The sequence below is a fragment of the Spirochaetae bacterium HGW-Spirochaetae-1 genome, assembly GCA_002839375.1.
Lineage (GTDB): Bacteria > Spirochaetota > UBA4802 > UBA4802 > UBA5550 > PGXY01.
The window spans coordinates 319,934-345,894 of record PGXY01000005.1 but is presented as its reverse complement, the minus strand read 5'-3'; the positions used below and the strand labels follow the sequence as shown (position 1 = coordinate 345,894).

General features: G+C 48.2%; 27 protein-coding genes and 1 pseudogene. 17 read left to right on the top strand and 11 right to left on the bottom strand.

Annotated elements, in window-relative coordinates; all coding sequences use genetic code 11:
- Positions 1-515: 515 nt before the first annotated feature.
- Together CVV44_11920 and CVV44_11915 are read left to right on the top strand one after the other, a co-directional pair.
- A complete protein-coding gene (locus tag CVV44_11920) occupies positions 516-1,871 on the top strand; it encodes a hypothetical protein (protein PKL38579.1) in 1,356 nt (451 codons plus the stop codon).
- A gap of 3 nt (positions 1,872-1,874) precedes the next feature.
- Entirely contained in the window at positions 1,875-2,924 is a 1,050-nt protein-coding gene (locus CVV44_11915; GenBank protein PKL38578.1) for a hypothetical protein, read from the top strand.
- A gap of 90 nt (positions 2,925-3,014) precedes the next feature.
- Here CVV44_11915 and CVV44_11910 read toward each other — a convergent pair whose 3' ends face one another.
- Both CVV44_11910 and CVV44_11905 read right to left on the bottom strand, forming a co-directional pair.
- Positions 3,015-3,338 (bottom strand): nucleotidyltransferase domain-containing protein, encoded by a 324-nt coding sequence (locus CVV44_11910; protein PKL38577.1) that lies wholly within the window; start codon positions 3,336-3,338, stop codon positions 3,015-3,017.
- On the bottom strand, positions 3,317-3,694 hold the full coding sequence (locus CVV44_11905) for a DNA-binding protein (protein PKL38576.1): 378 nt from the start codon (positions 3,692-3,694) through the stop codon (positions 3,317-3,319). The genes CVV44_11910 and CVV44_11905 overlap by 22 nt, the downstream gene beginning before the upstream one ends.
- Positions 3,695-3,744: 50 nt before the next feature.
- Here CVV44_11905 and CVV44_11900 point away from each other — a divergent pair.
- From CVV44_11900 to CVV44_11890, 3 genes and pseudogenes are all read left to right on the top strand, one after another.
- A pseudogene (locus tag CVV44_11900) lies at positions 3,745-3,921 on the top strand (hypothetical protein).
- A gap of 570 nt (positions 3,922-4,491) precedes the next feature.
- A complete protein-coding gene (locus tag CVV44_11895; protein ID PKL38618.1) occupies positions 4,492-4,797 on the top strand; it encodes a type IV secretion protein Rhs in 306 nt (101 codons plus the stop codon).
- Positions 4,797-5,147: a hypothetical protein gene (locus CVV44_11890; GenBank protein PKL38575.1), complete on the top strand. Its 351-nt coding sequence runs from the start codon at positions 4,797-4,799 to the stop codon at positions 5,145-5,147. The genes CVV44_11895 and CVV44_11890 overlap by 1 nt, the downstream gene beginning before the upstream one ends.
- A 56-nt stretch (positions 5,148-5,203) precedes the next feature.
- Here the strand turns inward: CVV44_11890 and CVV44_11885 are convergent, their stop codons facing one another.
- Positions 5,204-6,010 (bottom strand): hypothetical protein, encoded by an 807-nt coding sequence (locus tag CVV44_11885; GenBank protein PKL38574.1) that lies wholly within the window; start codon positions 6,008-6,010, stop codon positions 5,204-5,206.
- A gap of 4 nt (positions 6,011-6,014) precedes the next feature.
- A complete protein-coding gene (locus CVV44_11880) occupies positions 6,015-6,902 on the bottom strand; it encodes a hypothetical protein (protein PKL38573.1) in 888 nt (295 codons plus the stop codon).
- 458 nt (positions 6,903-7,360) lie between these two features.
- Here CVV44_11880 and CVV44_11875 point away from each other — a divergent pair, with 458 nt between their 5' ends.
- From CVV44_11875 to CVV44_11855, 5 genes are all read left to right on the top strand, one after another.
- Positions 7,361-7,588 carry a type II toxin-antitoxin system prevent-host-death family antitoxin gene (locus CVV44_11875; GenBank protein PKL38572.1) on the top strand — a complete coding sequence of 76 codons (228 nt, stop codon included), beginning with the start codon at positions 7,361-7,363 and terminating at the stop codon, positions 7,586-7,588.
- Entirely contained in the window at positions 7,585-8,004 is a 420-nt protein-coding gene (locus CVV44_11870; GenBank protein PKL38571.1) for a PIN domain nuclease, read from the top strand. The genes CVV44_11875 and CVV44_11870 overlap by 4 nt, the downstream gene beginning before the upstream one ends.
- Positions 8,005-8,197: 193 nt before the next feature.
- Complete coding sequence (locus tag CVV44_11865) at positions 8,198-8,389, top strand: DUF2191 domain-containing protein (protein ID PKL38617.1); 192 nt, start codon at positions 8,198-8,200, stop codon at positions 8,387-8,389.
- The gene (locus CVV44_11860) at positions 8,386-8,745 is read left to right on the top strand and encodes a hypothetical protein (protein ID PKL38570.1); all 360 of its coding nucleotides are present in this window, start codon (positions 8,386-8,388) and stop codon (positions 8,743-8,745) included. The genes CVV44_11865 and CVV44_11860 overlap by 4 nt, the downstream gene beginning before the upstream one ends.
- 50 nt (positions 8,746-8,795) lie before the next feature.
- The gene (locus CVV44_11855) at positions 8,796-9,023 is read left to right on the top strand and encodes a hypothetical protein (protein PKL38569.1); all 228 of its coding nucleotides are present in this window, start codon (positions 8,796-8,798) and stop codon (positions 9,021-9,023) included.
- A 319-nt stretch (positions 9,024-9,342) separates the two neighbouring features.
- Here the strand turns inward: CVV44_11855 and CVV44_11850 are convergent, their stop codons facing one another.
- A complete protein-coding gene (locus tag CVV44_11850) occupies positions 9,343-10,365 on the bottom strand; it encodes a hypothetical protein (protein PKL38568.1) in 1,023 nt (340 codons plus the stop codon).
- The gene (locus CVV44_11845) at positions 10,349-11,467 is read right to left on the bottom strand and encodes a hypothetical protein (GenBank protein PKL38567.1); all 1,119 of its coding nucleotides are present in this window, start codon (positions 11,465-11,467) and stop codon (positions 10,349-10,351) included. The genes CVV44_11850 and CVV44_11845 overlap by 17 nt, the downstream gene beginning before the upstream one ends.
- Positions 11,468-11,699: 232 nt before the next feature.
- On the opposite strand from CVV44_11845, the gene CVV44_11840 reads away from it, so the two are divergent.
- A complete protein-coding gene (locus tag CVV44_11840) occupies positions 11,700-11,891 on the top strand; it encodes a hypothetical protein (protein ID PKL38566.1) in 192 nt (63 codons plus the stop codon).
- 293 nt (positions 11,892-12,184) lie between these two features.
- On the top strand, positions 12,185-14,362 hold the full coding sequence (locus CVV44_11835) for a hypothetical protein (protein PKL38565.1): 2,178 nt from the start codon (positions 12,185-12,187) through the stop codon (positions 14,360-14,362).
- Between the two features lie 75 nt (positions 14,363-14,437).
- Here the strand turns inward: CVV44_11835 and CVV44_11830 are convergent, their stop codons facing one another.
- From CVV44_11830 to CVV44_11820, 3 genes are read right to left on the bottom strand one after another with little or no spacing between them, the layout of a single operon-like run.
- Entirely contained in the window at positions 14,438-15,004 is a 567-nt protein-coding gene (locus CVV44_11830) for a hypothetical protein (protein ID PKL38564.1), read from the bottom strand.
- Positions 15,005-15,022: 18 nt separating this feature from the next.
- Complete coding sequence (locus tag CVV44_11825) at positions 15,023-15,979, bottom strand: hypothetical protein (protein PKL38563.1); 957 nt, start codon at positions 15,977-15,979, stop codon at positions 15,023-15,025.
- Between the two features lie 20 nt (positions 15,980-15,999).
- Positions 16,000-17,187, bottom strand: a complete 1,188-nt coding sequence (locus CVV44_11820; protein PKL38562.1) for an acetyl-CoA C-acyltransferase — start codon at positions 17,185-17,187, stop codon at positions 16,000-16,002.
- Between the two features lie 253 nt (positions 17,188-17,440).
- Here CVV44_11820 and CVV44_11815 point away from each other — a divergent pair, with 253 nt between their 5' ends.
- Positions 17,441-17,866 carry a hypothetical protein gene (locus CVV44_11815; GenBank protein PKL38561.1) on the top strand — a complete coding sequence of 142 codons (426 nt, stop codon included), beginning with the start codon at positions 17,441-17,443 and terminating at the stop codon, positions 17,864-17,866.
- A 23-nt stretch (positions 17,867-17,889) separates the two neighbouring features.
- On the opposite strand, the gene CVV44_11810 is transcribed toward CVV44_11815, so the two are convergent.
- Both CVV44_11810 and CVV44_11805 read right to left on the bottom strand, forming a co-directional pair.
- Positions 17,890-18,768 carry a hypothetical protein gene (locus CVV44_11810; protein ID PKL38560.1) on the bottom strand — a complete coding sequence of 293 codons (879 nt, stop codon included), beginning with the start codon at positions 18,766-18,768 and terminating at the stop codon, positions 17,890-17,892.
- Between the two features lie 3 nt (positions 18,769-18,771).
- Positions 18,772-20,097 carry a hypothetical protein gene (locus CVV44_11805; GenBank protein PKL38559.1) on the bottom strand — a complete coding sequence of 442 codons (1,326 nt, stop codon included), beginning with the start codon at positions 20,095-20,097 and terminating at the stop codon, positions 18,772-18,774.
- A gap of 420 nt (positions 20,098-20,517) precedes the next feature.
- Between CVV44_11805 and CVV44_11800 the strand changes: the two genes are divergently transcribed.
- The 4 genes from CVV44_11800 (at position 20,518) to CVV44_11785 (ending at position 25,933) form a co-directional block, all read left to right on the top strand.
- Positions 20,518-21,234, top strand: a complete 717-nt coding sequence (locus CVV44_11800) for a hypothetical protein (protein PKL38558.1) — start codon at positions 20,518-20,520, stop codon at positions 21,232-21,234.
- 77 nt (positions 21,235-21,311) lie between these two features.
- On the top strand, positions 21,312-21,767 hold the full coding sequence (locus CVV44_11795; GenBank protein ID PKL38557.1) for a hypothetical protein: 456 nt from the start codon (positions 21,312-21,314) through the stop codon (positions 21,765-21,767).
- Positions 21,764-23,107, top strand: a complete 1,344-nt coding sequence (locus tag CVV44_11790) for a hypothetical protein (GenBank protein PKL38556.1) — start codon at positions 21,764-21,766, stop codon at positions 23,105-23,107. Before CVV44_11795 ends, CVV44_11790 begins: the two co-directional genes overlap by 4 nt.
- Positions 23,108-23,230: 123 nt before the next feature.
- Positions 23,231-25,933, top strand: coding sequence for a hypothetical protein (locus tag CVV44_11785; protein PKL38555.1), 2,703 nt, complete (start codon positions 23,231-23,233; stop codon positions 25,931-25,933).
- Positions 25,934-25,961: the final 28 nt, after the last annotated feature.

The window sequence follows — 25,961 nt, the reverse complement described above, 5'->3', positions numbered from 1 at the left end:
ATGTCTGTATTGAAATCATGTTCTGCGTCTTTGACAAAGAACACCACAGAGGCACGGAGTGCACGGAGAAAGCAATTGAGAAAATATATTAAAACAATAATGGCACTATTTACTGTCGGCAGCCAGATCTTATAAATTGAAACAACCCTCTGTGATCTCAGTGTCTCCAGCGAGCCACAGCGAGCGGGTGGTGAAGTCTGTTAAAAGAAGGCACCACGGAGACACATAGTTCGGATTTAAAAGGTGGATCAATTTCCAGGATATAGGCAAACCATAAATATATAAACATGAATATATATGTATAAAATTTAAGGAAAGTACTACAATTTTTTTAAAAAGGCATCGTTCCGGTATATTATTGATATTTCAAGCAATTTTTTAGCCTCTAATATGTGATAATTTCTTGACGTGAAAGATAACAATGTCCTATTTTTAACGACATAATGCGGTTTATACCTTTTTGTTGCTGTAAGAGATGTTCCGAATAAAATAAACTCAGGCTCGTTAAAATTTTGATGAAATACATCCTTATCATTGCTTTTATCATTATCGTCGCCGTTTTCATACTGTTCTACCGGTCCTTTCAACTGCCGTCTAAAATCCGCAGGGCCGAGGAACTGATAGAAGAGGGTGATTTCAGCAAAGCCAGCTCCATCGTGAAAACGATCCTGGACAAGAAGAAGGATTATGTCCCGGCCATATACATCCGCGCCAAGCTTCTCATGCGGCAGAACCAGTATCTTCTGGCCATATCGGAATTAAACAACATTCTGGCTCTTCCCGATTTCAATAAATTCATCAATGAACTGGAAATTCATTATCACCTGGCACAGATGTACAGCGACACGAAAAATTACCAGAAGGAAATCGAGGAATACCGGATCATCCTCACCTTCAATCCCGATGATCTCCAGGCGAACTACCGTATCGGTCATGCCCTTTTCCGGCAGAAAAATTATAAAAAAGTAACGGAGCATCTCTCCCGGGTAGTGGCCCTGGAGCCGCAGCGCAAGGACTGCTATCTCCCCCTGGGCGTATCGTGTTTTCATACCGGTGAGTACGATAAGGCCGAGCCCTTTCTTCTGAAATCCCTGGATGTGCCCGGCGACCATGACGAGGCCCGTTTTTACCTGGGCTCCATATACAGCATGAAAAAAGATTTCTCCAACGCCATCGCCATGCTCGAACAGGCCAGGAAGGACCGGCGGTTCCTGGTGAAAAGCCTGCACCTCATCGGCGAGATGTACAACGAGCAGCAGAAGTACGACCTGGCCGTGGAGTTTCTGGAGCAGGGCCTCAACTTTCTCAAGGAGAAGACCGACGAGGCCTATGCCTACCGGTATCTCCTGGCCGAGTGCTACGAGGCCGAGAACCTCATCAAGGAGGCCATGCATCACTGGGAAAAGATAGCCACGGACAATCCCGGCTACCGCAGCGTCAAAATGAAGCTGGAGTCGTACCGCAACGTGCTGTCCGATGATCATCTCATGGGAATGTTCACGGCGTCTATGGAGGACCTGCAGCCCCTCATCGTCGAAATAATATCGAGCCTCAATTACAACATTGTTTCAAAGGAACGCATATCGTCCAACGAGTACCAGTACAAGGCCTACAACATAAAACGCATCAATGACCCGCCCCTCATGATCGCCTTCAACCGCACCACGCGGGAAATAACTGAGGGACAGATCAACGAGTTTCAGAAGCGCATAGCGACGGAGAAGTGCAAAAGCGGCATTTTCGTCACCACGGGACGCTTCAGCCTGCGGGCGAAAACGGCTTCGTCGTCGAAACTCATCGACCTCTACGACGCTGAGTACGTGAGCAAGGCCATCGAAAAAATTCAGATGCGCAAAAGGATGAGGAAGTAATCAATGAAAAAAAGAATGATTCGGAACCGCCGACCCGTGGTCGCCGCGGTCATGTTTGCCGTGCTCCTTTTAATTACCTGCGGCAACAATGCCGGTGAAAAATACAGCAAAGCCGTGGAGCGCTACCGCTCCGGTGAAAAGAGCGCCCTGGCGGATATGGAAAAAAACCTGATACGGGCCGTATCGCGGGAGCGCCTGAACGGAAAGGGCACATACTGCGAGAACGGTCTTCTCTTCTTGCGGAAGGATAATAAACTGAAAATACTCTATCCGCGCGAGGTCTCCATAACCCTGGAAAGCGCCGACATGGACCGTATCAGGTCCATGGATGAGGATAATCTTGTTTTATGCGACGGCCTGAACTGCCGTATCTATGACAGGGGCGGCAGTGAAACCGCCTCGATTACCGGCGGCGAAGGGAAGGAAGAGATCACGGCCGCAGGCGTGCATGGCGGGCTGGTGTATTTTCTCCGGAATAAAAAAATGTTTACCCACGATCCGGTCGCGGGAACGAATGATCCTCTGACCGGCGACTCCTTCAGTCCGCCCTATGAAAAATATTTCGCCGGAAGGATGCTCTTCGTCGGTTCCCGACTGTGCCTGATCCTGGGAGCGGCCGGTTCCTATAATCTCAGCGTCATTGATCTTGAGAAAAACGCCCCTATCGTGAAGAATGTGTCAGCGGCCTCGTCGAAGGTGTACATGGATGACCGGTTCGTTTACTATGTGTCAGGCACCTCGGGTTCCTGGAGCCTGGCGCGCCGTCGTATTGCCGACGGAAAACCGGAAACGATTATGAGTCTGAAGAACCTGATCGACATAGAAATCGTCACGGGCGCCGCGGTCCTGGAAACCAAAACGGGCCTGTCCGTGGCAAACCCCGACGGGAAGGAGATACGAGTACCTTTTAACTACGGCCTGAAGGGTTCGGCAAAGGGCCTGGCCCTCCTGGAATACGACGGCGACATATACGCCGTGGATGCCGCAGTGATGTACGGGATGCTGAAAGAGCTGCAGGAGAGCGTTCCGGGATTGTTTGAGGGGAAGGAGTAGGGGAGTCGAATATTAACCGGTTCCCGGCCGGCCCCCGGCGAATAAATGCGTGATGTGCATTAACCTTCAGTCGCCGCCCCCGGAGGGGGCTCAGGCTATCTTCAATTCATAACCTTCATGTTTTGCTATTTCAACGATGGGAAATCCTGAGTCCCTGTTGAATAATTCTTCTCCAACAGGCACCGGTTCGATTTTGTAGTCGCTGATTTTTGTCAGCTTCCACAGCAATCCATAATAGCTGTCTTTGTCCGTGTCAAATGCAGGTGAAACCAATAACAGGTCGATGTCGCTGCCATCATTAAAATCCCCTCTGGCGAAACTGCCGAACAGGATGGCCCTGGTAATATTTAAACCATGATCGGACAACAATGCAATATATTGCCGGGCGATTCTTACAGCATCTTCTCTAACCATGCCCGCACCTCTTTTGTTTTGTCTAGAAATTGAAATATCTGCGTTTTAGAATGCACGACAGGTGAAGGTTCGGGATAACGTCCCTGTGTCTGATACATCATCAGTATACCAAAAAAATATTCTATATCATCTTTCAGATCAATTCCCGCTTTTTCGCTGAGCATAAAAAGGTTATGACTTTTTGGCGCAAATTCAGATTGTGTTTTTACATATACTGCTTTCAGTATTTTTTCAATAGCCAGATGACAGAAAAACATCCCTTCCGGATATTTATTCTTTTCAATAAGAATACCGGCTGTATCAATATCTGATAACGACCCTCTATGCCAGTAACCAACCTGTTTTTTTAAATCCATAATGAATTATTCCAGATATTCCGTCCATAATAGATGTATATCAGCTAAATATGCATGTCAACATTTTTAATGTTCCAGGCAGAGTAAAAAGGTGTTGCTTTATTTACTATAACTCACGCTACTATGATCCGTCTCTGGGACGATTCCTTACTCCCGACACCATAATAGACGGGGCCGCTACAACCCAGGGATGGAACCGGTACATGTATGTGCACGGAAACCCGGTAAGCAATATGGACCGCACCGGGAGTTCCTCGGAATCGTGGGTAAGTTTATTTTTCGGTCTGGACAACAGTGGGGGAGGAAATTCAGGAGGAGGCACCTATTACAGCGATGGAGGAGCTTCTTATGGAGGAACCTATGACACGTGGGCCTACACCTCCCCCTCCTTTGACAACTATGGCGCCAACAACTTCTCCGGCTCTTCCGGCGTTGAAACCTCGGGCAGTTTTTCAAATCCGGGCTTAGACGAGTCGGCCGGCGCAACGTATTCCACCACCTACGAGGCCGCAGCGGGAACATCCTTTGATGCTTCCGGTATGGCTTTGCTGAACATGAGCAGCTTTAACGGTGATCTGGGTCAGGACTATTACCGGGGAGCAGGAGAGGCCTGGGGCGCCGGGGAATACGGACTTTTCGCAGGCTGCGCACTTACCGGTTTATGCGAAACGACCTATAGCCTTGCCGGAACTTTCGTCGCGGTATACGCGGGTCTTTATGTAGCACAGATGGTCGGTGTTGCCATTTACGGGTATGCCAGCCAGTTGTGGCGAGGGGGAGGAGTTGCTGAACAAGGGGTGAAGGGGGGTGGAAATCTTTCTAAACCTACTATAAGTGATCCAAAGTTGCAGAATATAGTTAATGATTTATATAAAGGTGTTGCAAATCCAAATCGTATAGGGACAGGAACAACGGCGGATGCTATCCGCAATGAATTATTAACAGGACAGTCTACATCTGGGCGATTTCATATAACAAAAGGTCAAGAGTATTCCAGAGCATTAGAAAAATGGCTTAATAAAATTCCAAATGCATCTTATCAAGATCGTCTAGCTGCGCAAAGTCTATTAGACGATTTAAAAAATGCTTTAGGAGTCAAATAATGTTATATCCAAGTCAAGAATTCGTAAATAACTTTGTTGATAAGTTTTTATACTTAAAACCAATTTTAAAAGAACATATTGAAGATTATGATGAAATTCTCCCTCATGTTTTTTTAGGTGAAATAGCTAAATGGTGTGTTGCAAATTATAAGAATTCATCTCAGGAAAATGTGCAACAGATATTTGAGTATATTGAGCAAACTTTTAAAAATGGAGGAGAAGAAATTCAAGAATTAATCTCAGTTTCATTTTTGGAAAATTTATCCAATCAGAATGAAGACGAAAGAAAAATATTAAAATATTTGGGACCAGAACTTTTATCTGAATTTAAAAAAATTAATAAGATTTAAAAATTCAATTTGTCTAGCTTCATGTAGCAATCCACATTTGCAATGGAGGAATATTTTTAAAACAACCTACCCTGTTCATCAGCCTTAGGATAAAAAACCCCGATAATAATGAAGGGATTTTTTGAAGTAAAATGAAATTCTTTTGTTGTTCCCAGAAAAAAATATATATCCCGGTCCCCAAAATTCTGAATATATTTATTCTGAACATCAAGGCAGGCTTTTTGTTCGTCCTTATGTTTTTCCAGGCAATTCCAGTAAAGACTGCCCGCTTCCCAGTCGGACACCATCATGCGGCTTTCTTTGCCGTTTTTGTCGGTAAACCTGTAGTAAAAGTTATAAGGCAGTTTTTTTACAATTTCCAAATCTCTTTTCCCGGGAAAAAGTTCCAGCTGATCACGGCTGATCAATATCTCTTCCTCCCTTTTCCATTCCCGACCCGCTTCCTCTATATCAAAACCGGTTATTTCTGTCGGTTTAAACACGGCCAGTGAGGTGCAAGTGTTCCTGTCTTTAGCCTCACTGATCAACAAAGTCATATCTTCATATACTCTGGATAGGCATAGTTCCTTCCGCCTTTCCCACGTTCCTTTGTCGGTATCGATAAACTCCAGAGTTTTAATTTTATCAATATCCCCGGGCCGATAACTTTCAGGCCGGAAATCAGAGGTGTTCCTCACCAGGTCAAGTTCTATCCACTGAAACTTTTTGAACCTGCTGTCATATTCAAGCTTTCGGAAGGGCATGGGATATATTCTGATGAAGCTTCCATCTTCCCTGAAACCGGCGGTACAGACCAGTTCATCATAGCTTCTGGAATATACGGGGTATGTTTTTACGGTTATTAATACTTTTTCTCGCGGCATATCGTTACAGGTGGTCTATATGTCCCACAGGCTTATATTTTTTTTGAAGATATTCCGACAGAACTTTTCTGTGGCATGAATTAATGTCTTTTTCAAAACAGGTAAGGGCGATCCTCCCGTAATTTTCCAGAAGTTCCAGTACACGTTTCTGTGCTGCATCCGTGTGCTCAAGAATTTCATGTGTATAATTCCGGAACAGGTTCTCATAATCTTCTTGCGTTTCCAGTTTTTTTCTTTTATCGGCGTCTATGCCTAGCTCTCTTATGGATACATAGGCTATTCCCGTTTCTTCACATATACTTTTAAGCCTGCTGCCGGAAAAACCGAATTTCATGCTGTGAGGATTCCTGCGAACATCCACGAGACAGCGGATATCGTTTTTTATGAGTTTATTGATATATGATTCAATGCTGATGCCTTCGTATCCTATAGTGGCCAGCGATGTTGTGCTAATGACCGGTCTCATTGTATATACGAATTCAATTTCATTTTTATTCAAATATTTTTCTTTAACAATGCTGTTTATGGCATAAAAAGGAGCGGTTGTGTAGACATGCCGCATCATGTTTTCAAAATTCCCAAACGCCGAGGCTTGCCGGAAAACGTCCCCAAGATTTTTAGCGTCTTCGATATCGATACACTCGAGGAATTCCTGAGAACAAGTTTTATATATTTTATCATCATGCAGTGCAACGAGAGCCTGTTTTTCAAGAGCTCTTATATCACTGGCAAGTGTATAGGAATAGCATCCATATTTGTGAGGAATAAATTCATAGAGAATATTTTTATTCAGGTTTGAGAATAGAAAAAGATATTTATGGGCTTCCAGTTTGGAAATATTATTTCCGAATAATTCAAGAAGGGACAGCAGTATTTTTCTGCGGTAGAGCATTTATTTTTCCATTAGTTTTTATTCAGCTTTAACGTAGTCAGCATGCCGGTATTTGTCAAGAAGATAACCTGAAAAAGGGTTTTCGAAATCAACGGGGCTGGAGTAACTGTGGAAATTGTTCCTGGCCGACATGAATGGGTTGACTATTACTGATAAGGAAAACTGAGAAAATATTCTGCTACAAAAAGTCCAAGCCCGTCGCGGCCAGCGACCGCCGGGGAGGTCGAGGAGGGGGCGGCGCTGCCCCTTCCTCGTGTTCCAGTCCCGGCCACACCGGGACACCCTCACCCGGCCTTTGATAAAGGCCAGAATCCCACCGAAGGTGCATTACACGGCAGGGGACTCCTTGTCAACACCGCCACACCGGATTAAACGGTTAAAATATATAGAATATGTTGACGTTTAAACGTTTATACGTTATTATGACTATATAAATATGACCACTTGGTGAAATCGTTATGCAGATATCAGCTGCTGAATTTAAAGCAAAATGTTTAAGAATAATGGATCGTGTAAACATGTATCACGAAGAAGTTGTTATTACAAAACACGGGAAACCCGTTGCTAAACTGATTCCATACTCATCGAAGCCCGGGCACACAATTTTCGGCTACATGAAAGATACCGTAACGATTCATGATGATATAACAAAACCAATACCTGAAACCTGGGATGCCGAAAAATGATTGTGCTGGATACGCATGTTTTAATATGGCTGGTCAATGGTGATGAAAGAATCAGAAAATCAGGTTTTCTGTCGTATATTAATAAGGCACTCAAGGATCATTCGATCATAATTCCCGCTATCTGCATGTGGGAAATTGCCATGCTTGTTTCAAAAGAACGTATTTCCTTATCAGAGAATACACTGGATTGGATCAGGAATGTAACCGCCGCTCCAGGCATCAGTATTCATCCCCTGTCGCCGGAAGTTGCTTATGAGAGTACGGTATTACCGGGGGATTTTCATGGTGATCCTGCCGATAGAATGATAGTGGCAACCGCGCGAGTCCTCGATGCGACCCTGCTGACCTTCGATGAACAAAAAATCAAATATGGTGAAAATGGATTCGTAAAGGTTAAAAAACCGTCCCGCAGTTGATCATTCCAATCCGGCCGATATGTTTGCAATATATAGGAAAGAGTTTTCAGGAACTATTGAACCGGGGGCCAGTCCCGGCCACGCCGGGACCCCTCACCGGCCTTTGATCAAGGCCACAACCCCACCGCGCCCTGGTGCCAGGGCAATCAAAAATATTCTTGACCGTATGTATCAATATGTATATATTATACATATGAAAACAACCATAAATATCAATGATGAACTTCTCGACGAGGCCATGAAAATTTGCGGCGCGAGAACAAAAACCGAGGCAATCGAAACCGGTCTGAAAGAAATCATAGCATCTCATCAGAGAAGGGAACTGGCCAATCTTTTTGGCAGTGATAAAAACATAATGGCACCGGGTAGGCGACGACCCTCGTGATCATTATCGATACCAATGTGTGGGTCTCTTTTTTTAAGGGTGAAAAAAAGGCCCTTCCCCTGAAGGACCTGATTGTGGAAAATCAGTGCCTCCTGCATCCCTACGTGTACGGGGAACTGCTCCTGGGCGGCCTTACTGTAAAGGCTGAAGAGCTGCTTGGTGTTCTTGAGAAGATTCCGGTGACGGATGAAGAGACGGTCTATCAATTTATTCGTGAAGAGCAGGTCAACAGCAGAGGTATCGGATGGGTTGATGTCAATATCCTCGTCTCGGCTCTTTCCCGCAAATACCGTGTATTTACCTTCGATCAAAATCTCTCAAAACTCTGTACTGAATATCACTGCAACTTGCCTTGAATATAAGGCGACAGGTTTTTCGTGATTCAATACTACTTTCCTACTACCGCATGGTAGGCCGGTCAAAGGACTCTGCAATCGTTATTGCCTCCTTCCTGGACTATTTCGGAGAGTGCATGGAAGAGATCACCCGCCGGGCTGTGAATGTGAAGGACGTGGATTACGGCGGTGTGGATAAGAGGAAGGAAGTCTGGCGACTGAGGGTGTGGATTCCGGCAAGAAGTAAACAGCAGCGCGTGAGCCTGACAGGACAGTGCAAAATCCAGTTCAAGGTTTAAAGTTTAAATGAAATTCCAGGCATGAACAAACACAGCAGAAAGCGAACCCATGGACGGGTGAGCGCATGAGGCTGTAGGCGAGGACAAGCAGGATGCGTCCGCAGCCTTCACTGAGAAAATATTCTGTTACAAAAAGTCCCAGCCCGTCGCGGCCAGCGACCACGCGGGGGTCGTTAGGGGGTGGTCGTGCAACCACCCCCTAACACGGCCAGTCCCGGCCACACCGGGACATCCTCCACGGCCTTTGATAAAGGCCAGAACCTCCCGGAGGCAACTTCGGGACACCCTCCCCGGCAGGGAGCTACCTGCCGCAACCCTCTTATTTCAACAACTGAATCCTCTCCGAAGTGGGCGGATGTGTTGAAAGGATGCTCGAGTTGTCGGACATATTCTGCTGCTTTTCAATCTTCAGCAGCAGCGAAGCCAGGTGTTTTGGCTGAATGCCGTTATTTTTCATGTACCGCAGGGCAAAAAGGTCAGCCTCCCTTTCGAAGTCACGGGAATATCCCCTTTCCACCAGTATCCCCGGCATGGCCGCGATAATTGATGACGAGGAGAGCATGTCGCCCGTGAGGAATATCATCACAATGGCGGCCATGGAGCCCTGCAAAGCCATCCTGAGACCGTGATGATGCACAACATGGCCCGCTTCATGGGCCATCACCCCGGCAAATTCATGTTCATTGGATATGAGTCTGACAAGCTCGTCGGTGATGATTATCCTCCCGTCGGGCATGGCCAGGGCATTGGCCCCTATGGCGTTGCCTTCTCTGAAAAGGAGCCTGTAGTGAAATTTATCATTTTCATCGAGCCGCGATGTCATCTTTCTGAAGTAACGGGTGTACCGGGCCTGTGTTTTTTTTGTTAAACCGGACGGGGCCAGGAGCCTGTTGTCGAAGATTGCCATTATTTTATCCGTCATCATCTCCGAGACGCGACGCGGGGTTTTCTCCGCGATCGTTTTTGACAGGAGTGGAACGCCGAACCATAAGATGAGGAACATGCTGGCGGCGATTGCCGCAAGGCTCGCCAGCATGTAAGGCCATTTTTCTTCGACAAGGTGGACAAACCGGCCCCTTGTTTTCACGGGCAGTATCCCCAGCAGGCTGTCCAGGGCCTCGTTGTCGAATATTTCCACGAGGCCCCCGTCAGGGAGCCTTATGGTGCAGGGCGTGTTGCCTACCCGGTCGCTGAACGTAACGGTGTCCAGGAGATACTTCTGGACACTGTTGTCGGGCAGGACAATGGTTATCATGTTTGTTTCAATTCTTATTTCCGCCTCGAGTTTAACAGACCGTCCCGGCTGGAAATAATTGGCGGGAATCTTATATACTGAGGTCAAAGTCAAATACCTCCCCTATTTCTTCCCCCGTTGCTGAAATTTTCTGGTCCTCAGCGGCCGCGAAGGAATCAAGGTCCGAGTCTGTTTCAAGATAGATGTTGTCTATGCGATATCTCAGGAGCCTCACCAGGGCCCAGGGATAGAGGAGCCCTAGGGATAAAAGAACGGCAAATAAATTGCCTAGATATATCAGGAAAATTTTCTTCACCTTGAGGGAACTGGTAAAGGATAGGGATCCAAGCGAGGTATTGTTTGCGATATAATTAAAGACCGAGGTGTTCTTGTAGGACATAAAAAACAAAATGGCCATAATATACAGGGTGTATATGAGGGTCATAAGGGGTATTAAAAAGGCCGTGTCGTCCGTTGTATTCGGCAGGGCCGTTCCGGTCAGAGCCATTATCGCAAAATATGATCCGGCCATGAGAGCGCCCGCCAAAAACATGAGGCCGAAAGAAATAAGCCCGCCCAGTATGTAATAGACCAGAAAGGGTTCCCATTTGCCTGAAAAAACAAAGGGGGTTTTGCCGTATCTGTTTTCATTAATGATGTATTTTTTCTGCCGGTATTCAAGATAGGGTATGATAAGGCCCATGGTCAGAGGCATGAGAAAATACATCCAGAACCAGTACTTGTAGGCCTCCTTTACCGAACCGGCAAATTGAAAAGGTATGTTTCTATATACTGTGTATCGTGACTTGAAGCGCAGTGCCTTCACCACGAACCAGGGGACCAGGGGCCACACGGCGAGGAAAAGCAGCGGGGCGAATTCAGGGAAAAACCTGTTGCTCAGGGCAAAGAGGCCGAAAATGGAAGCGGCGATTATTCTTCCTTTCAGAATATTCAGGGGATTGGCCGTATACTGAAAGGCCGATGAATCAAGAACGGTATTTCCGTAGAGGTACTGCCTGTTCCTGACCTTTGCCCAGGGAGAATATATCCCCAGGGTGATGATGGAGAGTCCGGAGTTTACTATCCATATCCTGAAGTATTCAGAAGCGGATCCCCTGAACTCGGGCCTTATGATTTTTCTCTCATTTGCATCGGGACAGGTTTCCTCCTGCCGCGGGGCTTTTTTCCCCGTGAGGGTGGTATCAGGCATTGTTGTGCTCCTTGTGTGTGAATGATGGGAACCGCTGATCGAGGTCCTTTTTGGAGAAAGGATTACCGGAATCGGGCAGAAAGGCAAGGAAAAAAAGTGTTTCAGCTTTGTCGGTGTTTTTCATGGGAAAAGGCCTACATGATGAAGAGAAATATCTCTTGACCGGAACGATTCTTTCGCATATCATATTCCGGTGTGATACTATCCCCGATCCCAAAAGAGACCGAAAGAAATGACTGTACGGCCTATAACAACAGGTAAAGGCGATATTTCCGACCTTACCCATCTCATGAACCAGTGGGATGATCTGCCCCATGCATTGACACCCTATTATATCACCGCAAAAATCGGGAGAATAAAAGAGAATCCCAACGCAGAAATTTTTGTTTCGGAAAATGCCGATTTTTTTTCGAAGAAGATTTAAAATAGCATTGCTCCATAAAAATCTCCGCTCTGCCGAACATCGGTTTGCGGTAGTGTGCATAGCACACCTCTTGATCATTCCGGGAGGGAAAATTGACCGAGCAGGTATTCATTGGAAAGAACCGCGTTCAATATTCTGAATAGAAGTTGACAGTTCCGGATCATCGGTAAAACTGACACGTCAGTTCAATTAGAAATTTGTCCGCATAACAGGATTATGACAGAATGATATGGCATAGATTCGAACGCGGGAAACATCAGGAACGGAAAGACCGGATTTAAGGAGAAATAGATATGCGACGCTGTTATATCATACAGGCATGCATAATGATGATTCTTGTCTCGGCCCCTCTTTTTGCAGCTGAACCCATTGTAATCACCGATGACCTGGAGTCGTATCGTATCGGCAGGAATATGCGGTATCTTACGGACAGGGAGGGTTCTTTTTCCATAAGGGATGTGGCCGAAAAAAAACAGGACTGGCTGGAATCATCGGGTGACGGTTTTAATTTCGGCTTTAATCCGCCGGTCTATTGGTTTTCCTTTACCGTGGACAACCGGCAGAGGTCTTCCCAGGGATGCTATTTTGAGATCAATTATCCCATGATAGACTATATCGAACTGTATGCCCCGGCTGAGGATGGAACCTTTACTGTACTGAAAACCGGCGATCGCCGGCCCTTCATTGAGCGGGATATCGTGGACCGGAATTTCGTTTTTCTCCTCAACGCCGGCCAGGGTTTACACACCTATTATATTCGTTTTCAGACCGCCAGTTCCCTGAATTTTGTTCCTGTCCTGTGGTCTGCAAGAAGTTATATCAAGCGTATGAATATAGAGTTTCCCGTATTCTGGATATATTTCGGCCTCATGCTGGTTATGGCCCTTTATAATCTTTTCCTTTTCATCTCCGTGAGGGAAAGCACCTATATCTTTTATTCGCTTTTTATCATCACCTTCATCCTTTTCCAGTCAACGCTGAACGGTTTTGCCTTCCAGTACCTGTGGCCCCAATCGGTCTGGTGGGCCAATAACTGCCTTCCGTTTTTCATGCTCAACTGTATCGTCACCGCTGGCCTGTTTATCGTGCGCTATATTGAAACAAAAAAATTAAGACCCATAGTGCATCGTTTCATTATTTACGGCATTCTGCTTCCGATTTTTCTTGTCAGCCTGGTATCTTTTACCGGCAACTATGCCCTGAGCATCAAGCTTTCGACAGCCGGTTCAGGGATCGGCGCCGTTTTTCTCGCCATAATCGGGGTCGTTCTTTTCTTAAGAAGATCCCGTGAGGCCCGTTTTTGTATCGTCGCCTTTTCTGCTCTCGTCGTAGGCGCGGTCCTCTATGTTTTGAAGTCATTTGGTATTTTACCCTCGACGTTTATCACCAACTGGGCCATACAGATCGGGTCATCCATGGTTATTTTAATCTTTTCATTCGGACTTGCTGACAAGATTAACACGATGAAGAAGGAGCTCCAGAAATTCAACATTGATCTGGAAAAGAACGAGCGGGTAGCCAGGGAGAGAACGAATTTCCTTGAAAAAACCGTGGGAACCATCACCGGTATTTCCCGTGATTTATTCGAGATCAGCAGGGAACTGGCTGTGATCGGCAATAATTTCGGTGTGCTGTCTACGGAGCAGGCAGCCACGAGCGAGGAGATGTCCGCGGCCTTTGAGGAGTTGACCTCATCCAATGAGCGCATCCATGACGCAACCGTGGTACAGAAAGATGAAGGGCAGAAGACGCGGGAGTTTACCAATGTGCTCACGGGGTCACAGAAAAACGTGGCCAGGGTGAGTTTCAAGGTGCTTGAAGGCGTTGCGGTGATTACTGACACGGCAAAGGAAACAGGCTCTGACCTGTCCAGGATGATCGAGCGAATGGAGCTTATCGATCGTGGCGGCAAGGCTATTGACGACATCATGGTCATGATCGATGATATAACGGACCGCATAAACCTCCTTTCTCTGAACGCCGCCATTGAGGCAGCCAGGGCCGGAGAGCACGGACGTGGTTTCGCCGTGGTGGCCGACGAGATAGGTAAACTGGCCACGGCCACTTCAGATAATTCCAAGGAAATATCCTCTAAAATAAAAAGCATTATCCATGACATTCAGGAGGGAATGAGCATTGTCAATAAGACGAAAGATTCTATAGCCGTTATTTTCAGGAGTATTGAGGATATAAACGTGCTTATTGAAGAGACCAAGACAGTGCTCACCGGCCAGGGTGATGCCATAAACGAAGTGGTGAAACAGGCCGACGTTATGGAAACCATGTCCCGGGATATCGCCGATGCCACGCAAGAACAGAACACGTCCATGGAAGAAAATATAAAAACGGTTTTCCGCCTCTCGGAGATAGCCCAGGAGATAGCCCAGGCGAATCAGAAAATACTGGAATTTACCGGTTCCATCATGGAAAAATCAACGAGCTTAAAGGATATTATCGATGTGGAGCCGTGACCGTCAACCGGCTGTTATGTAAATATATTCACGATGGCGCGACTGACGGGGATTGAGTCCGGTTTGCGGAATGAGTCAGTCGCGGTACCGTATCTCGAAACTCCCCTTCTTCTCATGAATGACATCACCCTTTTCCCCGTGAAGAACAAGCCGAACAGAAAAAGGAATCGTGTCGCAGCAGAAGGCCTTCTCCGGCAGGGGCTGCGTGAGGCGGTCGCGGTAAAACTGTTCCAGCAGGCTGCCCAGGAGTGAAAATCCCGACACGTTATCGTCTATGAAATCGATGCGTTCGGCTTTAAAACCGGACCCCGTTGACGGTTCGATGAATTGTATATCCACATCCTTCTCATTGACTTTTCGGGTAAGTTTAAAGCTGAAGCAGACCGTGTCGCCTTCGAAGTAGATGAAGTTGAAGAGATCGCGCGTCGCTGCTCCCGGATCGGGCTTTTTGAATGTGAACACGAGGCTATTATCGCTGATAGTTCCGTCAGGAGACAAGTTGGAACCGAGCGCGGCACTTTTCACAGCAAGCTCACGGGAACAGCCTATTGTGAACAGGAGCATGAGGGCGATAATAATGCCTGAAGAAATTTTGTTTTTCATATCACCACAACCTTTTTTATCGGGAAATTTTTTTCTCAAAGTCCCCCTCCGGGGGATTTAGGGGGCAATACCAAACTTCCACCATCCCCGAACCATCATGTCGTCGTCGCGCGATATGCTGAAGCGGCTGAAGTAATTTTTCAGTTGTTCGCGGAATGCATCGGTCATGGCCAGGTCCTGGCCGTCCGTGGTAAGTTCTTCGCTGAATTGATCCATGACGGAGTTCATGTTAATGAGACCCCTGATGTTCCGGAACCGGCTGTAAATATAGATAAACAGGGGCTCGTATATCCGTACTGCTTCGGTTAATGCAGCTCCGTCGGGATAGAGAATGTTCAGGCAGGCCGAGAAATAGTCATATACAATGAAGGGGTAGATCTCCGGGGAGACGGGGAAGATCTCGCCGTCTATTTTTCCCAGCAATTCCCTGGTCAGTTCCCGTTCGTTCAGGTCCTCGAAAATGGCGAAGGTGTGGAAAAACTGGTCCGATTCCACCTCGTTGGCGTCACGAATGCGTATGGGGCGGATGAGAGCAGTGCTTTCATGGCGGTGTACGCTGTTCTCCGGGATGAGACGCGATTTGTAATAGATGCGGCCCGTGGTATACGAGGGATACCAGTCCGAGGTGCCCCGTTCGATGATTGTGGAGGTATCGCCGCCGAACTTGAAATCGAGTTTGAAGATATGGGTGAAGTCCATGACTTTGCCGCGGAGTTTTCGTACAAGATGAATGTGATGCTGCTCTGCCGGTGGATTGCGTTTTTCCAGCACGGTGTGGTCGCGGAGAAATTCCGGGATGAAGGGAACCAGGTCACGCACCAGGTCCAGGGACGTGGCCATATCCAGCTCCTTCACGGGAATTCGCGGCACGGTGATGGTTCCGTCGAAGGTCATGAACTCGTTGCGGATGGCATTGATATACGTATCGCCGGTCCGGTTTTCGGCCCCGGGCGCGATACCTTGGAGAATTTTCCCCATGGCATCGATGGGACTGTCTTTATCGTGCCGGTGCATGTTCATGACCCTTTATCATATCACACATTTTCCACGATCATGGTAACGGCCTCGGCCCCGCCGAGACAGAGTGATGCCTGGCCCAGGGCCGTTCCGCTGCGTTTCATCTCGTATATGAGCGTGGTGAGAACCCGGGAACCCGAAGCGCCGATGGGATGACCCAGGGCAACGCCGCCGCCGTTCACGTTCACCTTTGCCGGGTCCAGTTCCAGAACGCGGTTTACCGCCGTGGATGAGCCGGAAAATGCCTCATTTATCTCATGGAGGCCGATATCTTTTATGGCAATGCCGGCCTTTTTACATGCTTTCGGTATGGAATTGATGGGAGCCATGAGAACATATTTGAGTTCGATGCCGGCTGCGGCCGATGCCACAACCTTTACCAGGGGTTTCAGGCCCATTTCCTTCGCCTTTGCGTAGCTCATGATGATCACGGCCGAGGCCCCGTCGCTGATGATGGAGCTGTTGCCGGCCGTGGCAAAGCCCTCCTTCTGGAAAGCCGGTTTCATTTTTGCCAGGTCCTCGTAGCTGGTGTGCCGCGGGCATTCGTCCGTATCGAAATAAAAGGGGTTTCCCTTGCGGTCCTTCATGGGCACGGGCATGATCTCGTCCCTGAAGCGGCCCGTTTCGATGGATTTCATGGTGCGGGCGTAGCTTTCGGCTGCGAAGCGGTCCTGGTCCTCGCGGCTCACCTTCCAGTTCACCGAGATCAGGTCGTTGCTGATGCCCATGTGGAAATCGTTCACCACGTCCCAGAGCCCGTCATTGACCATGTGATCTTTGATTTCCGCGTTTCCCATGCGGGTTCCCTTGCGCGCCTTGGGTATATAGAAAGGTGCCAGGCTCATGTTTTCCATGCCGCCTGCCACGGCAATATCAGTGTATCCCGATTTTATCAGTTCCGAGGCCATCATAATGGTCATGAGGCCCGAGCCGCAGACCTTGTTCATGGTTACGCAGCCCGCGTCCATGGGAATCCCGGCCTTCATGGCCGCCTGCCGCGCCGGGTTCTGTCCGTACCCCAGGGGAAGAACCTGGCCCATCATTACCTCCTGAATATTGTCCCTGGCGATTCCCGCTCTTTTTATGGCCTCTTCAATGACCATGGCGCCCAGGTCCGTGGCCCCTGTTTCTGAAAGGCCTCCCATGAATGATCCCAGCGGTGTACGTACGGCGCTGATTATAACGGCGTCTCTGTCTTCAAGCATTGTGTACCCCTTTTGTTTGGCAGTGTGCTGTGATATATAAAATTGAATAACTGTCTATGTGCGGTGACATATTCCTCAGTCTATAAACGGGGTGTACGCGACAGATTCAAGTAAAAAATGAGTATACCCGGAGAAAATATTCTCTGACGGATTCTCTCTTTGACTTGACTTTTTGCTTTTTAACCGGATAATGAGACTAATCCCGGCACAGGTACGGCGGGAGACATGAGGATTTAAACAAGGAGAGGACCGTATGGATTGTCCGCGATGCAACGATGTCATGGTTCATGAAAAAGTAGAGGGTGAGAATATTCTCATCTGCCGGTCGTGCAACGGCATGTGGGTGCACCAGCACCAGCTCAACCAGATGCTGAAAGAGAGCGGCGGCGATGTGGAATCGTGCTCCATTGATGACGCCCCCCACGAAGACCGGCAGCCGGCCCTTACCTGCCTGGACTGCAGAAATGTCATCATGAAAAAGATTAACTTTCTCGACTATTCCGATATAATCATGGATTACTGTCCCTCCTGCGGCGCCTTCTGGATTGACCGGGAGGAATTGAAGAGTATGCACCGGTATATCAAGAATGTGGAAGACGGGAGTCATACCGTGACCGATCATTCGGCCTATAACCTGCTTCTGAGGCTGTCGGATATCGCATACCGGATTTTTCACTGAGAGGGGACGGGGACGGGCTTGTATTAAAGGGCCATGATGATGTCGGCCAGCTCGTCCGCGCCGTTTTCCGTGAAATGATAATCTTTGCATAATTCGATGCGCTGATGCTGGTTTTCATGAAGTCGTGGCATGGGTATTGGTATGAATTCTTTTTCAAAGTACACCGCTTCCCAGAAAGCATGATACCCTCCGCCGCAGACTATGAGATCAAAGGCGTTAAAATAATCCACAATGGGAAAAATTCCGTCGTCGTAACTCGTGCTGTAAGCCGGCACATATCCCGCATCTTTCAAATATGAAAAATCTTTTTGGAGCTGACGGAACTCTCCCGGTTCCCCGTTGTGGCTGATCAGGCAGTGGCGATCCCCGGCATTCAGGCCCAGTTTTTCCATGGCTTCTTCTCTTGTGAAGATTTCATCATGATTTCGCAGAATGAAGGGGTTGAGGCGTTCCATGGGAACGGCACTTGCAAAGGGCTCGATGGCGAAGATCCGGTCATACTGCGCTGGATTGAAGGCCAGGGTTTCATCCTTTGCGGCAAGAGTGAAAAAGCGGTCCGCCACCTGGCGGGAGAGAAATATTTTTTTACCCGGCAGTTCCCGGATCATGTGGTGCAGGGCAAACCAGTTCAGGTCTACAAGGATGATATGGGGCTCCAGGGAACAGAGCGTGGAGAAGAGCGCGGACCGGTGAAAGTTTTCACGGGAGAGCCTTGTCCCGTCCTCCAGGGGAATCTCTACATGGCGCACACCTACTGTCCCGGCCAGATGACTGAAGGGAGATCCGGAAATGATCGTAAACGTGCAGTCAATGCCTTTTCGTTTCAGAGCGGTGGCCACGCACAGACCGCGGATGAGGCGTCCCGTGCCGGTGCGTCCTGAAGTGTAAAAGACGATGTTCATGTATCAGCAGGCGTAATACATGTTAAAAGTCAGCCCTATGGAAGCGCTATCAAAGACCTGCCAGCCTGAACCGTCCATGTCGTCTATTCGGACTATCCTGTCGTAGGAACTGCCACTGTAAAAATTTTCGTCTAATATATAGATGCCGTCGCTGCGGATTGCGGCGAAATGGTGAGGTCCCCAGAACTGTCCCTGGTCGTTATCGGGAAGTGTTCCGTCAAAGGGCTGTCCATAGGACGCCACCAGTTCCAGAGACTTGTTCAGTTTAAGAATCTTATTGTTTGACACACCGGCCTGGTTGGTAACATAGATATACTGGTCAAATATAACTATATCAGCAAAGTACTTGGTGCCGGCTGAAACAGTTAGAAGAGCGAAATCAAGACCCGTAGCGTAGTATGCCATGAGAACCGCAGGATTGGCCGGATTGATTTTAATAATCACATAGGTACTTCCCGGCAAAGGAGAAATCGGTGTAGCGGCCGTCATGCCGGCGATGTAGAGCATGCCCGCATCGTCCACGGCCATGGCAAGTATCTGACTCAGCATGGCTGTTACGGATATCAGCGTACCCAGACTGGGTAATGTTCCGTTAAGGTCCACGCGGTAAATACTGGTGGACCCGGTGCTGTGGTAGAGAATGTTGTTTATCCGGTCGATAGCGATTGCCTTTGTATCTGCCGCTTCCATCAAGGCAGAAGGTACAATTACCGTATCATTAAGGGCGTTAAAATTATCAATACGGATGACCTGGCTGTAATCATAATAGACATTATTGGCAATATAGATTCGGCCCTGCCGATCGAAATCGATATCCCATGGGTAGAAAGTGCCCACTGTTGAATTGGTAAAATCTGTGGCAGTTAATTGTGCCCATGTTGTGCTGGAGAAATCATTGATTTGCCGAAGGCGGCGGGTTATGTATGGATCAGGTTCCGGTATCATCAGTTTTGTATCCCCCGGGCCCATATTCACCGTAATATTGTTTTCACCGGGTGACAGGTTCGCGATAGTGCTTCCACGGTAGGAGAGCAGGGCCCCGGGATCTTCCGGGTTTATATTGGCGGCTACAGTAATGGTTCGGTTGGAGCCAATGGGCGCGGTCATGTAAATGACGGCCTGGCCCGCCGAAAAGGTCTGCGTCAGGGAGCCTATATCCGACGCCGATACGGTCACGGTTATGGACGTGACATTGGACGGAACTACGGCTGCCCGGCCCGTGGGTTCCTGGCCCGTATTGATGACGATAATGGCCTCATTGTTCGTGGAACAGCCTGATATAAGGCCCATAACGAGGCTTATGCATAATAACAATCCTGTTTTTTTCATTCGTCTCCCCGGTCTGCTTTGATTATTGCATCTAAAATACAAAATTTTCCTTTTTTTGTCAAAAGTCAATACAAATAGAGAGTAAATTATGTGAATTCAATACGGGTATATGAAGGGAAATGCCATTATTGAATACATATTCTCGCCGAGGGAATGTGTTTTATTTTATTATAGAAAATTAACCGGTAAAATAAAAAAAACCTTGAAATTATGTATGCGGTGATACCATATTCTCAAAAAGTAGAAATAGATTTTTTCCCTTTTATGTCCATAAAAATGACGAGTTATTTTACCTATTTTCCGGTTCAGTAAGGTACTACAGGCATAGGGCAGGTTCCGCGTTGTCTTTTAATAATAGATATTGTATATTAAGAAGACAATTGTTTCGCGCGGAACACCGCAAAAGTGTTTAATCAGGAGATGCGTATGAAAAAATATCAGTTTTTAACAATAGTTATAACGGCTATATGCCTTTTCAGCTTCAGCGAGGCCTTTGCCCGTATAACCGTAGTATCGGTAAAAGGCACGGCCGCTTTTTCTGAAGGCCGTAGATGGTCGCCACTGAAGGCCAACATGGAGTTGAAAGAGGGCACAAAAGTCAGCACCGGTGTCAAATCCACCGTGGTCCTGAAGCTCAATAACAATACTCTGACCATCAGGCCCCTTTCCATGCTGAAAATCTATGAAAATTCCGTGAATAAAGGCGTCAACAACACGAAGATAGCCCTTCGCCGGGGCAGCGTTCGTGCCCAGGTAGCCAGGGGAGAGCGTGTCAAGACCGTGTTTAAAATAGCCACTCCCGTGGCCACCAGTTCCGTCCGGGGAACCATCGAGGACGCCACAACGAGTCTTTACGGCACGACCTTCCGGGCGCCCCAGGGCAACTTCGATGTGGACCCCAACAATGGCCAGACCAGCAATATTTCCGGAGACCTTTCCTATGATCAGGAAGGGAATGATTCTGAAAGCGGTTCACTCGTGACTGACCCAACAACACAGGTCTATGACCCCAATATTTCCAGTGATGAAAGGGACGGGATGCAGTATTTCGGCAGCGATTCAGCCGAGGGCGGCGATACTTCCATAGTTGATAACCTGGGTAACGCCAAAGTCAATGTGAGAATAGATTTCCCATAAGATTAACTGATGTAGCATGGGGCGACGGTGCGTCTTGAGCGCTGCAACTGTCTTGTGAACATACTAAGGAGAATACTATGAAAATACGTCTGTTGCTCTTGTGCATAATCTGTACCGGCAGCACTCTGCTTGCCCAGGACATGGGTTCCCTGGCCTTCATCAATGACCTGGCGGATAAAAAGACGGCCACCTTCGGTGATGCCGTGAAGCTTTTTGTCGTCACCCTCGACAGAAATTCCGCGGGGTTCCGACAGGACCTGAACGTGCTGAAGAAGGCCGGTGTAGCAACGGGGTATGATATAAACGAGAATGCCCCGCTCAGGAAAGGGGTTGTGGCCCGTATGGCTGCCCGTTATCTGAAGCTCGATGATTCCCTGTGGTATGACCTTTTCGGGACCGAGCGTTACGCCTTCAGGGCCTGTGTGGCCGCTGAAATAATGATAGTGGACGGCAGCGAGTGGGACAGGGTGAGCGGCGAGGAACTTATTGAAATAATGCGACGGGTTGGTGACCGGAGCGGAGGTGAGCAGTGAGAAAGTATTTTTTTATAGCAATTATAGGCATTCTTCTGTCATCCTCCCAGGTAATGGCGAAGGACACGGCAGGGCAGGATTCGTATTTCCCCGAATTCAGGCCCGACGAGGATATGACTGCCGTAAGGGAAGGCAATAACTTTTTGAACAAGGGTATCCAGTACGGCGGATGGGTTACGCCGGTTTTTATCAACCAGTATCAGGGGGCCGGTACCTCATACTCATCTTCCATAAATTCGCTCCGTCTCTGGATGCGTTCCTATCTCTGGAATAACAGCTACCTGTACGTACGGGGCAAGTATACATTCAGTGCCGTTGATAACGGTAATACGACGGATCACCTGGTCGATGTCGATGCGGCCTTTATCAATGCCCAGTTTCTCGACAAGAAAATCGAGGTGACCCTGGGCCGCAAGTATTTTCTCCTGGGAAGCGGCCTGGTCCTTAACGGCCGCGGCGATGGAGCCGAAGTGGATGTCTATACCCGCTATATCAGGGCGAAAATCCTGACATCATATACGGGCCTTCTTTTAAAAGACAATAATCCCTATAACATCAGCTCCCAGGATGTGGCCGACGGGGCGAAACGTCTCTTTGTCGGCGGTTCCCTGTCCTATATCCTTTATAATCAGAAGATCTATGCGATCAGCCTGGCCCAGATGGATTTCGCCGATGAGGCTGCGGGAACCAGGACGCGGTACCAGTCCCAGTACTGGGGCGGCGGCCTCGAAGGCGCTCTGCCCTGGAATTTGAGTTATAACAGTGAGTTCATCTACGAAACCGGTACGAGTTATACCGCCTTATCGCAGGAAAAGAAAATCCGCGCCATGGCAGCCCTGTTCAATCTGAACTGGCAGATCAAGGAAACGACCAGTCCCGTTGTCATGGTTCAGTATGCCTACGGTTCCGGCGACAGCGATCGGGATAACTATACAGGCCCCACTGCCGGCGCACTCGGCAATGATACGGGATTTGTTACTTTTGGAACATTCCTGGCCGGGTATGGCCTTCGTCCTACGCCGGGCAACCTGCACGTGCTCAGGGGCGGATTCTCCCTGTCACCAACGGAGATGCTTGATAATCTTCGCCTGAAAAGGACAACTCTGATAGCCAAGTATTCCCTGTATATGAAGGACAAGAAGGATGGTGTAATAAGCGGTGGAGAAACCACTGAAGAAGAATTATTGGTTGGACATGGTATCGACCTGTCGCTGCGCTGGAAGATTTTTTCCGATATTTCCTTTTTCGCCAATTACGGTCTGTTTATTCCCGGTAATGCATATTATTCTTCACAACAACCCAATCATTTCACCATGGCGGGGATGAATATCAGTTTCTAGGGAGAGAGCACAGAAGACCGAAAAGGGCCCCCTAAATCCCCCAGAGGGGGACTTTAAAGGTAGTATGACCGGATTCTATCTGAAACCCCCTATGGGGGTGGCGGCTGTCGGTAAATATAAAAAATGAATTCATTCGCCGGGGGCTGCCTCCTTCCGGGGGCATTTAATCATACCGCACATACCATCCACCAGGGGATTGTCATGATAAAAAAATATCTCGATTATGCAGGTCACTTCATCGAGGAGAATAAAATCTCCGGTGTCATTATCGCCCTCATTTCATTTCTTTTTGTCTTTGGCGTCAGTTTTTCCGATGCCTATGAGCGCTTCGATTTGAACCTCTACGACCTCAGTTTTTCCATCAAGCCCTCCATCAATGAATGGGACAAGCTCTCTTTTATCGATATCGATGACAACAGTACCGATACCCTGGGACAGTTCCCCTGGCCCCGGCGTCTCTATGGCGAGGGGCTCCGTGTCATGAAAGAGGCGGGTGTTTCCTTTGCCGCCCTTGATATAATGTTCCCCAACAGTTCGCCCCTGGAGGTCCTGAGCGATCATTATGACAGGATCGAGAGCGAGGCCGTCGAGGGAAAGAAGCTCGATGCTGAAGAAGTGAAAAACGCCATCATGAACAATGACCGGATCTTTGCCGACGGGATTCGTGAGATGGGGAAGGTCATTCTCTCTTACAACCTGGGCCCTGAACCCGTCGTGGAGAATGTGAGAAGGGCCCAGTCCACGGAACGGTTTCAGAAGGCGCTGAAGATATTTCAGGAGAGGTCGTCAGTAGCGGTTCCGGCAAAGAATATTGAGAAGTATCGGACCCTGGAGGACCTTAAAACACAGAGCATTTCCTATCCGATTCCGGAACTCATTGAAACGGCCCACGCCTTCGGTTTTGTCAACCGCGATACGGATATTGACGGCGCCGTGCGGAAGGTTCGCCTCGTACAGCTTTTCAAGGGACGGCTCTACTTCAACCTGGCTATGGTCATGCTCTTGAATACCTGCGGTGTCGATATAAAAAACGTAGTGGTAGAGCCGGGGAAATATCTTATGCTGAAAAACGCCTTCAACCCCGTAACCCATGAAACGGGTGATATGAGAATTCCCATCAACAAAAAGGGTATGATCTATGTGAACTGGGCCGGACCGGGCCCCCGGGAAAAATCCTTCCGCATATTACCCTATTATGCGCTGATGGAATACAATACCTTTGTGGAAGGGGTATACAATTTTTTTGACGAACAGGGCGGTCCCGAAACGGGACTGGAACTAAGCCGGAATAACGGGGTAATTGAAAAAAATATCGCGCTCTATAGTAAAGAGAAGGATGCAGTAAAAAGGAAGGCCCTGTATGTAAAAACCGAAGAACTCCGCAAAGCAAACCTGAAAATAAAAAACTCTCTGGCCGATCCCATACGGGATGAAATAAAAAGAATTCAGGAAGCGCTGAAAGAAAAGCCCAAAAATGAAAAACAGCTTAAAAGCGATCTGGCGCACTGGCAGAATGAACTGCAGGCCATCGAGCTCGTTCTCAGGGTGGAGAAACTGAGGGACAACATCACTATCACGGGTCTCACGGCCACGGGCACCATCGATATAGGTCAGACTCCCACGTGGAATGAATACGCCATGGTAGGGGCCTATCATAATACTATCAATACGATTCTGCAGAGGAAATTCATACGGAAATCCCCGGTATGGGTGAATTATATCATCATGCTTATTTTCGCCCTCCTTATGGGATTCACCATCCAGAGGCAGAGTGCCCGGACATCGGTTATCACCATAGTGCTTTCCATGGTGGTGATAAACGCGGCATTGGTCCTGATTTTTGTCTATTTCAACGTATGGTCCGATCAGGTGGGCATCAACCTGGCCCTGGTACTTCCCTCGGCGGCCATTACATCCATGAAGTTCATGCGCGAGGAGAATCAGAAGAAATTTATCAAGAATGCCTTTGCCCGGTATCTCGCGCCGGGCGTCATCGACCAGATCATCGAGCATCCCGAATCGCTGGAGTTGGGAGGTGAAGAGCGGGAAATAACAATTTTCTTTTCCGATGTGGCGAAGTTTTCCACGTTGTCGGAAAAACTGACGCCGCCGGAGCTGGTAAGCCTGCTCAACGAATATCTTTCCGAGATGACCGATATCATACTCAAATGGGGAGGCACCATAGATAAATACGAGGGCGACGCAGTCATGGCCTTTTTCGGAGCGCCCCATCCCTTTGAAGATCATGCCCTGCGGGCCTGCATGGCCTCTATTGAGCAGAAGAAGCGTCTCCGGGAAATGCAGGAGCAGTGGAGGAGCGAAGGGAGGGACGAACTGAAGGTGCGTATGGGAATGAACACGGGGCGCGCTGTCGTGGGCAATATGGGATCACGCACCCGCATGGATTATACGGCCATGGGCGATTCGGTTAACCTGGCCTCGCGCCTCGAAGGGGCAAACAAGTTCTATCTTACCAACGCCATGGTGAGCCAGGCAACCTATGAAGCGGCAAAGGACAGCATAGAAGGCAGAAAGCTTGATATTATACGCGTTGTGGGTAAAACAGAACCGATTCTCATATACGAGCTGCTGGGGAAAAAAGGGGACCTGCCGCCATATATGTACGACATGCTGAAGCATTACTATGAAGGACTGGAATTTTTCGGCGACCGTCAATGGAAGAGGGCCAGAATGTCTTTCAAGGAAGCCCTGAGGATAGTGAAGGATGACGGACCCAGTCTTACCTATGTCAAACGCTGCGAGGAGTATATGAAGAAACCGCCGTCAAAGACATGGGATGGCGTATATTCCTTCAAGTCAAAATAAGAAAAGTATTTTCGGCAGATACAGGGTA